The organism is Acinetobacter sp. GXMZU3951 (assembly GCF_054457875.1).
Window position 1 is genome coordinate 466,504 of record NZ_JBTLFO010000001.1, and the last position, 14,401, is coordinate 480,904.

12 protein-coding genes and 8 tRNA genes are annotated in these 14,401 nt (G+C 42.5%); 7 read left to right on the plus strand and 13 right to left on the minus strand.

Annotation, left to right across the window (positions count from 1 at the left end; all coding sequences use genetic code 11):
- Positions 1-23 precede the first annotated feature (23 nt).
- Entirely contained in the window at positions 24-1,523 is a 1,500-nt protein-coding gene (locus ACX17N_RS02175) for a cation:proton antiporter (RefSeq protein ID WP_458890935.1), read from the minus strand.
- A 240-nt stretch (positions 1,524-1,763) separates the two neighbouring features.
- Between ACX17N_RS02175 and ACX17N_RS02180 the strand changes: the two genes are divergently transcribed.
- On the plus strand, positions 1,764-2,321 hold the full coding sequence (locus tag ACX17N_RS02180; RefSeq protein ID WP_458891122.1) for a hypothetical protein: 558 nt from the start codon (positions 1,764-1,766) through the stop codon (positions 2,319-2,321).
- Between the two features lie 64 nt (positions 2,322-2,385).
- Here the strand turns inward: ACX17N_RS02180 and ACX17N_RS02185 are convergent, their stop codons facing one another.
- Entirely contained in the window at positions 2,386-3,603 is a 1,218-nt protein-coding gene (locus tag ACX17N_RS02185; RefSeq protein ID WP_458890936.1) for a multidrug effflux MFS transporter, read from the minus strand.
- A gap of 139 nt (positions 3,604-3,742) precedes the next feature.
- On the opposite strand from ACX17N_RS02185, the gene yccS reads away from it, so the two are divergent.
- From yccS to ACX17N_RS02205, 4 genes are all read left to right on the plus strand, one after another.
- Positions 3,743-5,917 (plus strand): YccS family putative transporter, encoded by a 2,175-nt coding sequence (yccS, locus tag ACX17N_RS02190; RefSeq protein ID WP_458890937.1) that lies wholly within the window; start codon positions 3,743-3,745, stop codon positions 5,915-5,917.
- A gap of 159 nt (positions 5,918-6,076) precedes the next feature.
- Positions 6,077-6,637, plus strand: coding sequence for a hypothetical protein (locus ACX17N_RS02195; protein ID WP_458890938.1), 561 nt, complete (start codon positions 6,077-6,079; stop codon positions 6,635-6,637).
- A gap of 164 nt (positions 6,638-6,801) precedes the next feature.
- The gene (locus ACX17N_RS02200; protein ID WP_458890939.1) at positions 6,802-9,540 is read left to right on the plus strand and encodes a PepSY domain-containing protein; all 2,739 of its coding nucleotides are present in this window, start codon (positions 6,802-6,804) and stop codon (positions 9,538-9,540) included.
- 133 nt (positions 9,541-9,673) lie between these two features.
- Complete coding sequence (locus ACX17N_RS02205) at positions 9,674-10,459, plus strand: YdcF family protein (RefSeq protein ID WP_458890940.1); 786 nt, start codon at positions 9,674-9,676, stop codon at positions 10,457-10,459.
- 3 nt (positions 10,460-10,462) lie between these two features.
- Here ACX17N_RS02205 and ACX17N_RS02210 read toward each other — a convergent pair whose 3' ends face one another.
- From ACX17N_RS02210 to ACX17N_RS02260, 11 genes are all read right to left on the minus strand, one after another.
- On the minus strand, positions 10,463-10,924 hold the full coding sequence (locus tag ACX17N_RS02210; protein WP_458890941.1) for a DUF2750 domain-containing protein: 462 nt from the start codon (positions 10,922-10,924) through the stop codon (positions 10,463-10,465).
- 77 nt (positions 10,925-11,001) lie between these two features.
- A tRNA-Val gene (locus tag ACX17N_RS02215) sits at positions 11,002-11,077 on the minus strand.
- A gap of 93 nt (positions 11,078-11,170) precedes the next feature.
- Positions 11,171-11,247, minus strand: a tRNA-Asp gene (locus ACX17N_RS02220).
- 44 nt (positions 11,248-11,291) lie between these two features.
- Positions 11,292-11,367: transfer RNA gene (locus ACX17N_RS02225), tRNA-Val, on the minus strand.
- Between the two features lie 97 nt (positions 11,368-11,464).
- A tRNA-Asp gene (locus ACX17N_RS02230) sits at positions 11,465-11,541 on the minus strand.
- A gap of 14 nt (positions 11,542-11,555) precedes the next feature.
- Positions 11,556-11,631: transfer RNA gene (locus tag ACX17N_RS02235), tRNA-Val, on the minus strand.
- A 21-nt stretch (positions 11,632-11,652) separates the two neighbouring features.
- Positions 11,653-11,729: transfer RNA gene (locus ACX17N_RS02240), tRNA-Asp, on the minus strand.
- Positions 11,730-11,780: 51 nt separating this feature from the next.
- Positions 11,781-11,857, minus strand: a tRNA-Asp gene (locus ACX17N_RS02245).
- A gap of 23 nt (positions 11,858-11,880) precedes the next feature.
- Positions 11,881-11,956 (minus strand) — tRNA-Val (locus ACX17N_RS02250).
- Between the two features lie 278 nt (positions 11,957-12,234).
- Positions 12,235-12,741 (minus strand): cell wall-recycling L,D-carboxypeptidase ElsL, encoded by a 507-nt coding sequence (gene elsL / locus ACX17N_RS02255; RefSeq protein ID WP_458890942.1) that lies wholly within the window; start codon positions 12,739-12,741, stop codon positions 12,235-12,237.
- A gap of 56 nt (positions 12,742-12,797) precedes the next feature.
- Positions 12,798-13,157 (minus strand): YbaN family protein, encoded by a 360-nt coding sequence (locus tag ACX17N_RS02260; RefSeq protein WP_458890943.1) that lies wholly within the window; start codon positions 13,155-13,157, stop codon positions 12,798-12,800.
- A gap of 98 nt (positions 13,158-13,255) precedes the next feature.
- Here ACX17N_RS02260 and ACX17N_RS02265 point away from each other — a divergent pair, with 98 nt between their 5' ends.
- Together ACX17N_RS02265 and ACX17N_RS02270 are read left to right on the plus strand one after the other, a co-directional pair.
- The gene (locus ACX17N_RS02265; protein WP_458890944.1) at positions 13,256-14,143 is read left to right on the plus strand and encodes a DUF1853 family protein; all 888 of its coding nucleotides are present in this window, start codon (positions 13,256-13,258) and stop codon (positions 14,141-14,143) included.
- Between the two features lie 111 nt (positions 14,144-14,254).
- A complete protein-coding gene (locus tag ACX17N_RS02270) occupies positions 14,255-14,395 on the plus strand; it encodes an entericidin A/B family lipoprotein (RefSeq protein WP_458890945.1) in 141 nt (46 codons plus the stop codon).
- The last annotated feature ends 6 nt before the right edge of the window (positions 14,396-14,401 follow it).

Here is a 14,401-nt window from a genome sequence, read left to right on the forward strand (position 1 = left end):
AATATCCTATTGCTTATAAATACTTAGAAGTTTTCAGGGCTTTCTAACCGCTTCACTTCTTGGACTTTTTCAGGATTATGCAGCAACGCCACACCATCTTCAGCTTTTACATCAACATAGGCATCGGGGTTGTAAATGGTAATGGTCTCATTACCATTGGCATCTTCACCGACGATATACTGAAAGCCCTTACGATTCATTTTATGACATAAGCGCTGATACCAGCCTTTAAAACCTTGCGTTTCTTCATGCGGGTTGTAATAGAAAGCATTCATCACCGCTGGCAGCCCTAAACCACACACCAAACCCGACAACAACACACTAATAAAGGTATAGCCAATTAAGATACTGCTGTACTCACTAAGTTGGGGGATATTGGCGACAGCAAGGATTAAAGCCAGAGAGATTCCCCCACGCACTCCGCCCCAAGACAGAATTGCTAAACTACCGTTATAACTTTTGTGGCGGAAGCTCGGGAAAAACGCAAATGCCAGATAATTGGCCGCAAAGCGCGATGCATGCAAAATAATAAAGGCAATGATTCCACCTAAAATCAGGCTTACACTTAAATCAAGAATAAACAGTTCAAGCCCAATCAGGGTAAATAAGAAAGAATTGATAATCCCTTCCACGGTATGCCAAAAATGGTTCACTTCTCGAATTTCACGCTCTTGCAGGATTTCTTTCCATTTATTACCCACAATCAAGCCGCCAATTACACAAGCAATTGGTGCAGAAGCATGGGCAAATAAAGCCACCAAGTAAGAGCCACATGCCAGTAAAGCCGTGGTTAAAATCAGGGACTCCATTTCATGCTTGCCACGCAGCAAACGTAGAATGGCCAAACCAAAGCCCCAGCCAATAATGATGGCCACGACAATTTCGTAAAGTAAGGTTTGTAATGTTCCAATTAAAGTGAAGTGCTCGCCTTGTAGTACATTGAGTAAGGTCATGAACAAGGCAATACACATGGCATCATTAAATAAAGATTCGCCTTCCAATTTCACCATTAAATGATGCGGTGCACGAACTGAACTTAACACGCCTTTAATCCCAATCGGATCGGTTGCCCCCAAGGCAGCCCCTAAAAGCAGTAACACCAATAAATCAACGTGCTGCCCCACCAAAAATTGATAGCCATATAGCGCCACACCGAAGAAAACTGCGCAGAGTACTAATGCAATACTGGCTAAGATGCTGATTGGTTTCCAGTAGCTGCGTAAATCGGAGACCTTAAATTTCAGCGCGGAAGAAGTCAAAATGAAACAAATGACCCCATTGATGAGGAAGTCATAAAAATCGATATGTCTGACCGCATTTTCAATATTGTGGATATTAATGGTAATGAACTGATTACCACTGAGCAGGCTGGCCCCCCATTGCAAGATAAAGACGAAAATTGCAGAAACAATCGGCACACCTATCGCTTGCGGGAAGCCTAAAATTCGCTTGTTAAAAATCGTGGTTGCAATCGATAGCGCAAAAACAACAGTAAAGATTTGAAGGAATAAGAAATTACCCATGCGAGTTCCGATGCTAACAATGGAGTCATATCAAGCGAATGAACTCAAGGCTTTTCGAATTCAGTAACGGCTTAAATACTTTTTTACATTTTGCAGTGTAGCGTTTTTTTCATCCCCTCACTTTATTTGGTTAATTTTTTTAACATAATTTTCCTACAGGATTGGGCAATCCCTTCAGACTTCATTACAATTTATCGTGACTACACATCTATATTTAAACCTAAGGATTTTGGCTCAATGATGCACCAGACCATTAAAACTATTTTTCGCTTGTGCTTGGCCGCCTGTATTTTTCTAATTACTTTAGCATTGCTCTGGACATGTGTAGTTAAAACCATAGAAATTCGCAACGCTACGCAAGAGATGGCGCAAGCGAAAACATTTGAACTGCGTTCCACAGCAGAAAAACCATTGGTGCTGGTCAGCAATAATCAGAAACCAGATGAAGCACTCTTTATTTTAGTGGCCAATCAAGGCTTTATTAGCAAAATAAACTGTGAACACTATGCGCAAGAGCTGTGTACGGATGCCGACAACCAAAGTCACCGTCGTCAAATTGACCATCTGCTGTTAAAACAAATCGGGGCGCAACACTACATTCAGCGCATTCAATTTCATGACAGTCAAACTCAAAAAGTCAGCAATTTTGACTATAGTGATGCCGAACTCCAAGCGTTCTTTGAACAAGATGTACAGCAGTTGAAATATACTGTTTTTGGCATCGCGATATTTGCGCTGATTGCACTTTACGTCAGCTTCCGCATTTTGCGTAACTTTAAACAGTTCCTACACAAATAGTACAGGCCACTTGGGACAGTCATGCCATTGATCTCCCTGCAATGAATGACTACCCTGCAGGTGCTTAAGGCTGCTGTGCAACTTGTGCAGCAGACAAGTTAAAAATGGCCAGCATGGCAATACTGATAAAACAGAACATCAAGGTTGCCATATTCAGTAAATCGGTCCAGGCTAAAAAGTTTAAAATCACCCCGCCCAGTAGACCACAGGCAAATTGCATACTGCCCATCACCGCACTGGCTGTTCCTGCTCGTGCGCCCTGTTCTGACATTGCCAAAGCCATTGCATTTGGTCCCGTAAAACCAATGCCAGACACTGCCAAGAACATGCCCGCAAAAACCAGTTCAAGCGGGGCATGAGCTAACAAACCCGCACCCACTAAAATTAAGGCACCCAGCAACTGAATAAAGCCCCCGATCTTTAAGCGGGTTAAAACCGACAAATGCTTGCCTAATTGTTTATTTAGGGTGGAAAGCAACATTATCCCAAAGGCATTTGATCCAAAGGCAATCGCAAAATGCTGTTGATTTAAACCATAACTACTCATCAGAACCGAAGCCGACGAACTGATATAACAGAATAAAACGCCACCCGAAAAGCACCCAGCCAACATCGGAATACGAAAACTACGGTCTTGAAAAATAGCCGCATAAAGCTGGAACACTTGCGACAAATTTAACCGTAAGCGGCGCTCTGCAGGCAATGTTTCTTGAAAGAAGAAATGAATACAGCCAAAGCACACTACACCAATAAGCATCAAAAACACGAAAATAGCATGCCAGTTAAAGTAGCTCAGGACCAGAGCACCTAGTGTTGGAGCAAGAATTGGGGCAACCCCCATCACAATCATCATACTAGCAAAGGCTTGGGCGGATGCATTCATATCTAAACGATCACGAATGGCCGCACGGGCAATCACCACCCCCACACAGCCGCCAAGTGCTTGTAAAACTCGCGCTGCAATTAATTCCCACTCATTACTTGCCATCACACATAACAAACTTGCCACCACATAGAGGCTTAACCCCAAATACAGCGGTTTCTTACGTCCTATTCGGTCACTCAGTGGCCCATAAATCAACTGCCCGATGGCTAAGCCTAAAAAATAAGCCGGCAATGTATTGGCCACCATTTGGGTGCTGACGCCAAAATCTTGTGCCATCTGCGGCAAGGCAGGCAAATACATATCAATTGACAGTGGACCAAGGGCGGTTAATAACGCCAAAAGCATGATCCACGTGCTGGAATAGGGTTTGGTTACAGCGTTTTGGGAGATATTCATATTTAATTTTTAACGACTAAGAAACAAGACAAGCTTACACTCTCCATAGTATGATTTATCCACTAAAAAAGTGAAATTAAATCCTGTCCCAATTCTGATTCACGGCTTGATTTGACCGACAAATTTTGAAGGAAAACACTTGAACACTTGGCTTACTCGTCTGAAGCAAACCACATATAACACTTCATTTATGTATAACGTCCGCATGATTATTGCGTTCACGGGTACCGCCTTTGTTCCTTATTTGTTAGGACAGCAACTTGCCACGATTCCACTCACCTTAGGGGTGGTTGCCGCAGGACTCAGCGATATTGATGACCGATTTTCCGTTCGTCTGCTAAATTTGGTCTATACCTATATTGGTTTCTTTGTCACTGCAACCTCAGTGTATTTCCTGTTTCCCTACCCCATCCTGTTTGCCATCGGTCTGATCATTTCGTGTATTGGTTTCATTTTATTGGGTTCACTGGGACGTCGCTATGCCACCATTTCTTATGGTTGTTTGGTGATCTCGGTTTATTCCATGCTGGGTGTGCATCTGTTTGAACAATGGTATATGCAACCCATGCTATTGGTGGCAGGCGCCGCTTGGTATGGCTTGATTTCCACCATCAGTTTTTTACTTTTCCCTGTACGCCAAGTGCAAGACAAACTGTCAGAATGTTATTCATCACTCGGTAACTTCCTGTTTGCAAAATCAAATTTGTTTGATGTGGATATGACCCCACAAAGTTATCAGCAAAGTATGATTGATTTGTCCTTAGAAAATGGCAAGTTGGTCGGCATTTTCAATGAAATGAAAACCGCTTTGCTGACCCGTTTAAAAGGTGACCGCGGTCAACGAGATACACGACGTAGCTTGCAATATTATTTTGTAGCACAGGATATTCATGAACGCGCCGACTCGGCACATATCGACTATCAGATTCTGACCAAAGTCTTTGAACATAGTGATATTTTGTTCCGTTTTCAGCGCATTCTCTCGATTCAAGGCAAGGCCTGTAAGGATTTGAGTGAAAGTATTTTATTGCGTAAAAACTATCGACATAACAAACGCTTTAAACATGCATTTCAAAACCTGAAAGTATCTTTAGAAAAATTACGTGATGACAGTCACTATGACCCGATTTGGGTCAATGCACTGTTTTCGTTGTATCAGAACTTAAAGTCGATCGATGCGCAATTACGCAATCTGGAAACTGAACAAAATATTATTTTGGATAAAAGCAAACATATTGAAAATCAGCTCAAAGATGATGACCTAAAAGGTTGGGATGATATTGTCATTCGATTCAAACAGCATCTTAGCCCTGAGTCAGTTCTGTTCCGCCATGCGATACGGCTGTCGATTGTATTACTGGTCAGCTATATTTTTGTTCAGGTCACACAAATCCAATACGGCTACTGGATTATCCTGACGGCCCTATTTGTCTGCCAACCCAACTTTAATGCCACCAAACGTCGACTGCGCCTACGGGTGGTCGGTACGCTGATCGGGATTATTATTGGTGAAGCTGTCTTGTACTTTATTCCTTCAGTCGAAGGGCAATTGCTCCTGCTGATTTTAAGTGGGGTATTGTTCTTTGAACTACGCAGTAAACAGTATGCTCAAGCCACAGCTTTTATCACCATTTTGGCTTTAATTAACTTTAACTTGGATGGCTTGGGCTTTTCTGCGGCCCTGCCACGTATGATTGATACCTTGATTGGCTGTGGACTGGCATGGTTAGGCGTCAGTTTTATTTTCCCCGACTGGAAGTTCCGCCGACTTCCACGCAGTATTCAACGTAGCTTGCAGGCACAATGTACCTATTTAAATGAAGTAATTCAGCAATATAAACAAGGGCGTAACAATAGCTTGAATTATCGTGTGGTGCGTCGGGCTGCAAATAACAGCGATGCCGATGTCGCTTCGCTGATTTCAACCCTTGCGACTGAACCTGATTTTGACCCGACGCAGAAAGCACAGGCTTTTGAATTCCTCTGTCTCAATCATACTTTTTTAAGTTATATTGCCGCGCTTGGTGCGCATCGTGCACAAATCACCGATCCTGAAATTCTAAATTTACTCGATCAAGCCTTAGATGACATTCAAGGCGCGTTATTAAAAGATGAAATGCCAGACCTCACTGCACAGAATATGTTGCAGACCATTCGGCAGCGGCTGACGCAAGACAAAAAAGAAGATCAATTGTCTTTAATTATTTTACAGCAATTATCTTTAATGTTCAGTATTTTACAGCAACTTAGCCATCTCAAGCAGAGTCTGAGTAATGCGCGTGATGATCAAGCGACTGAGTTAGCCTCTTTGTAGTTTAAGTTATGGAGAGATTGAACTTGTGCATTGTTGAGCACGCACGTGATTTTGCATAAAAAAAGCATGCAGATACCTTCAATCCAATGCATTTATAAAGTGCCAAGTCTGCCGATTTAATGCTAAACTTTCTTTAGTTCTAAATTTGCTCTTTTCACTATGACCGCAAAAAATTTATACGCGTATACGCTACAACCTGTGAACTACGAAATTTCTGAAGCTGAGCAGCGTCATGCTCAGATGGTAATTTGGCGTAGCACCAATAAAATTAGCACCAAAGCATGGATGATTATGGGTGCAATCGTAGCACTTGCTCTTTTAGGCATCATCTTATTGAAAAATTACTCCACGATTTTCTGCTGGGTGGCAATTATCGGGGTGGCTTTATACCTTGCAATTCGTATCTATGGCTTAGAATGGTATGTTAAACGCAAAATGAATGAGTTTCCTATACAGGAAATTAAAGGCGTAAAACTGGGTGTGCAACCGCATGGTATTGTGATGCGCCAACAAATGGGCATGCAAGAAGGCGTGGGTGCTATTGGCTGGAAAGACATTTATGAATGGTACAACACCCCTGAATTTATGCTATTGAACTTCAAAGTAAAAGATCAGCAAGGTGCTTACATTCTGCCTAAGCGTATGGATTCTCGTAATTTTTCTTTCGAGACCATTCGTAAGCACTTGAAAGAAACTGTTGGTGAAGCAAAGCAAATTTAAGCTTCTTCCCCGATACACAAAAGCCTTCTGAAATATGAAGGCTTTTTTACGAAACTAATTAAAAACGATAATGAGAATAAATATTATCTGCAAAATCCACATTATCTGCTAAATCTTCAGTTATAATTTCGCCAATTTATTCACACATCCAATATTTGACCATCATGTTGAAAAAAACATTTTTCCAAATTCACTGGTTTATGGGGATTACCGCTGGATTAATACTGTCCATAATGGGGGTGACTGGCGCAATTTATTCCTACGAACAACAAATTCTAAAATGGATCAACACGGACAGTTATGTCGTCCATGCCGAAAATCGAGATAAACTTAGCCCTGCCGAGCTATATACCCATTTTCAACAGGTCGACCCAAATATTCAGATTAACAGCATTACCATTGCGAAAGACCCGACTGCCTCAAGCACAATTAATATTGTCAAAGAAGGTGCGCGTAAAGGGTATAACATGATGGTCAACCCCTACTCTGCCGAAGTCCTACCTGAAATTAAAGGACAAGGCTTCTTCCAATTTGTACAGCAACTGCACCGCAATTTAACCGTTGGTCCTGTGGGGAAACAGATTACTGGTGCTTGTACCCTCATGCTAATTTTCTTTGTCTTGAGTGGTCTGTATTTGCGCTGGCCTAAAAGGCATTCGTTTAAGCAATGGTTCATGCTTAAACCACAACTGAAAGGGCGTAATTTCCTCTGGGATTTACATGCTGTAGTGGGCACTTGGGTGGTCGTGTTTTATCTACTGATGGCATGCACCGGACTCTATTGGTCGTATGACTGGTGGCGTAATGGTATGTTTAAAGTCATGGGGGTTGAACGTCCTCAACCTGAAATGCAAGGTGGCAAGCCTGAAGGACAAGGTCCACGCCCAGCATCGGGCGAACACCGTGCTGAGCATGCTCCTCAAGGGCGACCCGCTGAAGATGGGCGAACTGGTCAAGGACGCGGTCAATTTGCAGCGAATGCAGGTCATCCAGAGACTCGTCAAGCATGGGCTGCTAGCAAAAGTGAATCAGGTCGACGTGGACCTGCGGATGGTGAAAGTCGTGGTGCTCAGCAAAAAGCTGCGAATTTTAGTCCTGAACAAATGCAGACTGTGCTGACACAGACATGGACAGGAGTTCAAGCCAAACTCGGACATGACTACTCAACACTGACTTTAAATCTTCCGAAAAAAGCAGATGGCAAAGTTGAACTCAGCTTTGTGGACTCAATCCCTCAACATGAACGTGCACGAAACAAAGCCGTCTATGACTATCAAGCAGCAAAAGTACAAGATGTTGAGTTGTATCAAGATAAAAAGCTCAATGAAAAAATCATGAGCAGCATGTTGCCTGTACACCGCGGCAGCTTCTTTGGACCAATCTATCAGTTTTTCGCCATGCTTGCCGCTTTGGCAATGCCATTATTCTTTGTGACGGGTTGGATGCTGTATCTCAAACGTCGTAAACAGAAGAAACTCACCCAAGCTGCACGTGCTAGCTTAAATAGTGTAACCATTGATCCACATGCGAAACCTTGGTTGATTGTCTATGCATCACAAACGGGTATTGCAGAACAATTGGCTTGGCGAACAGCCACCAGCTTACAAGAAGCGCGTCAACCTGTAAGTGTTAAAACGATACAGCAACTTACATCAGAAGAATTAAAAACAGCTCAACAAGTCCTGTTTGTGGCGAGTACCTATGGCACTGGCGATGCACCAGATCTGGCGACAAGTTTTGCCAAAACAATGCTAAAGAGCACACTTGACCTGAGTCAGTTGCAATTTGCGGTCTTAGCCCTAGGCTCAAAAGAATATCCAGAAAGCTATTGTAGCTTTGGACACACCATTGCAGCTTGGCTCAAACACAATCACGCACAGGCCATGTTTGATACGATTGAAGTGGATAATGCCAACCCGCATGACATTCAGCGTTGGAATGCTGCATTGGCAAAAGTGAGCAAGCTAGAACTGCAAGCCATGCAGATTGATAAAACCTTTGACAGTTGGACTCTGATCCAACGTGAATTGTTAAATCCAAATAGTCTGGGTGCGCCTGCCTTTAATCTTGAGTTACAGGCCAAACATGAAGCCCACTGGCAAGCCGGTGATATTGCCGAAGTTCAGCCAGGCAACAGCCCTGCCCGCATTCAAGCCTTTATGGAAAAACACCATATTGCAGCACAAACGCAAGTTGAATCGTTAGCGATCCCTATTGAACAAGCACTTTGGAATAAACAGCTAAATACTGCGGTTGAACCTTTTGCCAATATGGAACACCTACTCGAACAACTCGAAACACTTCCTGCACGAGAATATTCAATTGCCAGTATTCCTAGCCAGCAAAAAATCCGTTTGGTAATTCGTCAACAGCAAGATGCCCAAGGTGAACTCGGTTTGGGCTCAGGTTGGTTAACGGCACATGCGAAAATTGGTCAGGAAATTGCACTACGTATTCGTAACAACGAGTCTTTCCATTTAATTGATGACAATCGCCCAATCATTTGTATTGGTAATGGTACTGGTATTGCTGGGCTCATGAGCCTTTTACATGCCCGTGTGCGTGCCGATTATACTCAAAACTGGCTGATTTTCGGTGAACGTCAACGTGAGCATGACTATTTCTATCAAAGTACCATCGAAGCATGGCAAACGACTGGCATGCTAGAGCGTCTAGATTTAGCTTTCTCACGCGATCAAGCCGAAAAGGTCTATGTGCATCATGTACTTCGCAATCAAGCCGCCGAACTGGTAGCGTGGATTAATCGTGGTGCGGTCATTTATGTTTGCGGCAGCATACAAGGGATGGCCCGTGATGTAGATCAAGCCCTGATGGATATTCTGGGTGAAAACACCGTTGAACAACTTCGCCTTGATGGCCGTTATCGTCGTGATGTTTACTAATCCCTAGCCGTATTAAACCGTGAAAACCGAGCTCTAGTGAGCTCGGTTTTACATTTGAAAAGAATATCAACATCTGTAAGGTCTAAACTCAGCTACAATTGCACCTAAGTCTTTCAAATTCTCATCTACAATAATGCTAACTACTCAATTTAAACGGCTTTTTTCAGCTTTTATTGGAACTATTTTATTCTTAGATGGCATCTATTTAATTGGCCTCAATAAAATCCACTTAGGGACGCTCCTTCCCTTACTGATCGGCATTGCACTGCTATTTTTTGCACTTTTTTATCATAAAATACAAATCGTTGTGCATAAAACTCCATTAAGAACCCATCTCTGGCGCTTCGGCTGGGCAGTTTTTCTGCTTTGGAGTGCGAGCGTATTCTGCTTCTTTCTCTATTTGCATCTTGCAACCCAAAATAATGTTCAGCAAGTTCCTGTGAAAGCGATTATTGTCTTAGGCAGCGGTATAGAAAACGGGCAACCATCGGCAACTTTGGCTCAGCGTTTAGATCGCGCTGCGGAAGTTGCAGCCCAGCAACCCACTGTACCGCTCATTATGACGGGCGGATTAGATTTTCGTGAACAATATACTGAAGCGGAAGTCATGTCTGCGTATCTACAACGCAAATTTTCCATTCAAGCCACACGTATTTGGCTTGAAGATAAAAGTACCAGTACCGATTTAAACCTTAAAAACAGCCAAGCTATCTTAACACAACACAATATTCCTCTCACTGCCCCGATCGCGATGGTCACCAGCGACTTTCACACCTTAAGAGCCGCAGCAATTGCCAAGAAACAAGGTTACAGCCAAATTATCGCGGTTGCCGCACCAACACCGCTGGTTAACCGTTATAATTCATGGCTGAGAGAATATTTTGCCTACCTCAGTGGATGGCTACTCAATGAATATTAAGGGCTAATTTAACCGGATATGACGCGGCAAAGGCAATTTCAAGCTCTGGAATAACTCAGGCTTTTGTAAATAGATTTGATAGAGATAATTTTTTAAGTCTAATAAAAACTTTTCAGGCAACACCATCAGATTATGTCCATCTGGTGTAAGATCTATTGAAATGGTGGTGTTTTGCTGACGTAAATACGGAATAAGCTGCTCAATTAAATTTTTAAGTGGAATTTCCTGCACTTGGTAATTTGCCCAAGTGTCTTTAATCATCAATTTTGCTAAATTTTTATTTTGCCAAATTGGAAATCCACGCTGTCCAGATGGCGTTGTACATATTGCCCAACCGTCCTGATACAATGCGATGATTGAACCTTGTGCAACCATATTCTCAATGAACTGCTTATAAAGTTCTTTGACATTATCACTAGAACTAGAGGTTTTAGATGCCGCTTTACGCTGATAAGGATTTCTCATGCATATCATTATATTGAAATTATTATAGAATAAATTCTATACAACAATGAACATGTAGACAAGATAAACGAGAGATATGGTGGGCGCTGACGGGATCGAACCGCCGACATTCTGCTTGTAAGGCAGACGCTCTACCAACTGAGCTAAGCGCCCTGAGAGAAAAACAACAGTGTTGTTTTTATGACGCAAGATAATAAGATTTTATCTTGGTATTTAATAGCTTAAGTCTCAGGAACTTAAGATAAATGGCGCAGCGGACGGGGCTCGAACCCGCGACCCCCGGCGTGACAGGCCGGTATTCTAACCAACTGAACTACCGCTGCAACACGGAATCTTTAAAACCAAAATCCATAATCTGTCAAAATTATGGTGGGCGCTGACGGGATCGAACCGCCGACATTCTGCTTGTAAGGCAGACGCTCTACCAACTGAGCTAAGCGCCCTAAGGCATTAAAAATAGCATCACTATTTTTAGGATGCAAGATAAACACTAAGGATTATCTTTAAACAACTTGTCAGGTTGCATGGATTACTTTGGAATGGCGCAGCGGACGGGGCTCGAACCCGCGACCCCCGGCGTGACAGGCCGGTATTCTAACCAACTGAACTACCGCTGCATCGCAAAGAAATCTGGTGGGCGCTGACGGGATCGAACCGCCGACATTCTGCTTGTAAGGCAGACGCTCTACCAACTGAGCTAAGCGCCCGCATTAAATGATCTGTATAAATGGCGCAGCGGACGGGGCTCGAACCCGCGACCCCCGGCGTGACAGGCCGGTATTCTAACCAACTGAACTACCGCTGCACTTACACAAAGTCACTAATGTGGTACAAACAATTTATTAAACTCATCAAGTGGCGCAGCGGACGGGGCTCGAACCCGCGACCCCCGGCGTGACAGGCCGGTATTCTAACCAACTGAACTACCGCTGCACTGAGAGTTTAACGTAAAGGCTTGGTGGGCGCTGACGGGATCGAACCGCCGACATTCTGCTTGTAAGGCAGACGCTCTACCAACTGAGCTAAGCGCCCTTAACATCTTCATCGTTTGTGAGGTGCATTATAGAGAATCTTTACCGAGTGTCAAACGCTTTTCTCACAGTTTTCATCATTTTATGTTTGAGTGATTAAAAAATAGGTGGATTGCTATAAAAACAAACAAATTCTGTATGTTATTTATAAAATAGTGCTACTTTTTTTAATTCACAGCGCTAGATTATTTTTATGGTCACCTTATTTTTAGCAAAAAAAAAGACTGATGACTTTCAGTTTTACACCGAACCGCTCCGTTAAAACATAAATTTTGCAGATTAAACCAAATTTAAAGCATGTTCTGAAATGTATACCAGCGCCTTTTCCGGTATGAGTTCAAATAATTCAATCACGTCTTCATTCCGCATGCGAATACAACCATGTGACATAGGAATCCCCATAGGCTCGCTGTCAGGTGTACCATGAATATAAATATAGCGGTTAAACGTATCACAGCCCTCGCCTTGGTTAAAACAAGGTTCTAAGCCTGAAAGCCATAAAATACGGGATAAAATCCAGTCTCGTTCCGGAAATGCATCAGCCAGTTCTTGATCATAGACCTCGCCCGTTTCTTTACGGGCAATAAATACCGCATTGGCTGGGGCATATTCACCAAATTTTAACGCGACTTGATGCCATCCTCGGGGCGTTTTTCCACTATTTTCTTGCTCGCCAATACCATTTTTACCAGAGGAAATAACATAAAATTTATTGTATTTGGGCAACTGTAAGGTTTGTTCAGCTAAATCGATTAAAATATCTGCTTGTTGTAATGAATATTGCATTGGACTGACCTAAATAAAATAGCGGCTACCGCTAGCATAAACGATGCCTATTATTTTCATGTTGCTTCGGGGCGTAACCATAACCAAATCGCTACAATCAGCATGGTTAAATCGGTAAAGACTTTTACCGCAAAAGGCGCCGTGGTGAATAGCATCATTATGCCACTGAGGGCCATCATCAGCGAAGCGATCCATTTCGCTTTCCGTGGCACTGTGCCATTTTCACGCCATGCACGTAGCGTTGTACCGTATTTAGGATGATTCAATAACCAATCATCCATCTGTGGCCAGCCTTTAGATGCTGCCCAAGCGGCTAAAATCAAGAAGACTGTTGTTGGCATACCTGGCAAGACTGCTCCAATAAAGCCTAAAATGACAAAGAGCACCACCAAACTTCGCCAAAACAATCCCTTCATCTTCAAGCCCTACTTCTAGAATTGCGCTAGTATAAAATGTTTTTACACTTTATCCTTTTTAAATTCTGTACTTTGTTCAGTTCCATTTGGTTTTGCTTATGTTTGACACATTACAACAGGATTCTCTGTTTGAACCTTGGTTGCATTATAAAAATCCGTTGGTGCGTCAACTCGCTTTTACGGTCGCCAGTCCAAATATTCTTTCAGCGTATCCCGAACAGTTTGTGATTCAGCAACCATTTCAACTACATGCCCACAACCTATGGCAAAAATACTTTAACCTATATCAGCCACGATTAAATTTTTTAGATCAGCATCCGAATGAATTAGAAAACTTTCTCAATCAATTAAAAAGCACCCGCTTAGGTTTAAGATTTGAAATGTTCGTATGGTTTTGGCTGCGTGAACATCAATATCATCCTTACCATTTACTTGGACACAGTATTCAGCAAATTTCTGGTCCTAGAACCTTGGGGGAAATTGATTTTCTGCTACAGAATACTGAAAGCAATCAAGTCGAACATTGGGAAGTTGCGCTGAAATATTATCTGGCTGAATGTGATTTTTCCTTGCCCCACTGGTATGGACTAAATAGAACGGATACCTTAAAACGTAAATTAAATCACTTTACTCAAAAACAATTTCAATTTAATCAAGCACTCGATTATCCCATCCAACAGCGCTTCGTCATGCTCAAAGGTCAACTTTATCTGCCTTTAAATACTTCATTAGCGCAAATTCCTGACTGGGTCTGCCGCCAGCGTCGCTTAGGCTTATGGGGGTATGATTTTATCCCAAGCGAGTATTTTACTTATCGTCTGCAACGTCACGAATGGCTCTGTCCGAACTTGTGTGCAACCAGTCAGACTCCACACTTTTGGACCGATGGACTGTATGCGTATCAGCAAGGGACTGAAAAGAACTTTTATATGTATCGTAATCCACCGCTATTACAGCACCCTTCTGCTCAAAATAACTCAGATTAAACAAGGTTATACAATCATTTACTTTTCTACGATCAAATTGACGTACTTTTATTTGCGATTATTTTTTAACTTCTTAAAAGTTGGAACTTAAAATTTTTTTTGGAGTATGTCATGAAAAATGCAATCGCGATCTCTTTATTACTGGGCTTTATTTTAACTGGCTGTAATACGGTTGCAGGTGTGGGCAAAGACGTTTCTAAAGTCGGCGATGTCGTCACCAACAGTGCTGAGAAGACGGCAGACAAATTATAGTTTTTC

Bases quoted from the DNA above. Each gene is read 5' to 3' on its own strand.
- ACX17N_RS02175 (WP_458890935.1), bottom strand. From the start codon at position 1,523: ATGGGTAATTTCTTATTCCTTCAAATCTTTACTGTTGTTTTTGCGCTA.
- ACX17N_RS02180 (WP_458891122.1), top strand. From the start codon at position 1,764: ATGCACCAGACCATTAAAACTATTTTTCGCTTGTGCTTGGCCGCCTGT.
- ACX17N_RS02185 (WP_458890936.1), bottom strand. From the start codon at position 3,603: ATGAATATCTCCCAAAACGCTGTAACCAAACCCTATTCCAGCACGTGG.
- ACX17N_RS02195 (WP_458890938.1), top strand. From the start codon at position 6,077: ATGACCGCAAAAAATTTATACGCGTATACGCTACAACCTGTGAACTAC.
- ACX17N_RS02200 (WP_458890939.1), top strand. From the start codon at position 6,802: ATGTTGAAAAAAACATTTTTCCAAATTCACTGGTTTATGGGGATTACC.
- ACX17N_RS02205 (WP_458890940.1), top strand. From the start codon at position 9,674: ATGCTAACTACTCAATTTAAACGGCTTTTTTCAGCTTTTATTGGAACT.
- ACX17N_RS02210 (WP_458890941.1), bottom strand. From the start codon at position 10,924: ATGAGAAATCCTTATCAGCGTAAAGCGGCATCTAAAACCTCTAGTTCT.
- elsL (WP_458890942.1), bottom strand. From the start codon at position 12,741: ATGCAATATTCATTACAACAAGCAGATATTTTAATCGATTTAGCTGAA.
- ACX17N_RS02260 (WP_458890943.1), bottom strand. From the start codon at position 13,157: ATGAAGGGATTGTTTTGGCGAAGTTTGGTGGTGCTCTTTGTCATTTTA.
- ACX17N_RS02265 (WP_458890944.1), top strand. From the start codon at position 13,256: ATGTTTGACACATTACAACAGGATTCTCTGTTTGAACCTTGGTTGCAT.
- ACX17N_RS02270 (WP_458890945.1), top strand. From the start codon at position 14,255: ATGAAAAATGCAATCGCGATCTCTTTATTACTGGGCTTTATTTTAACT.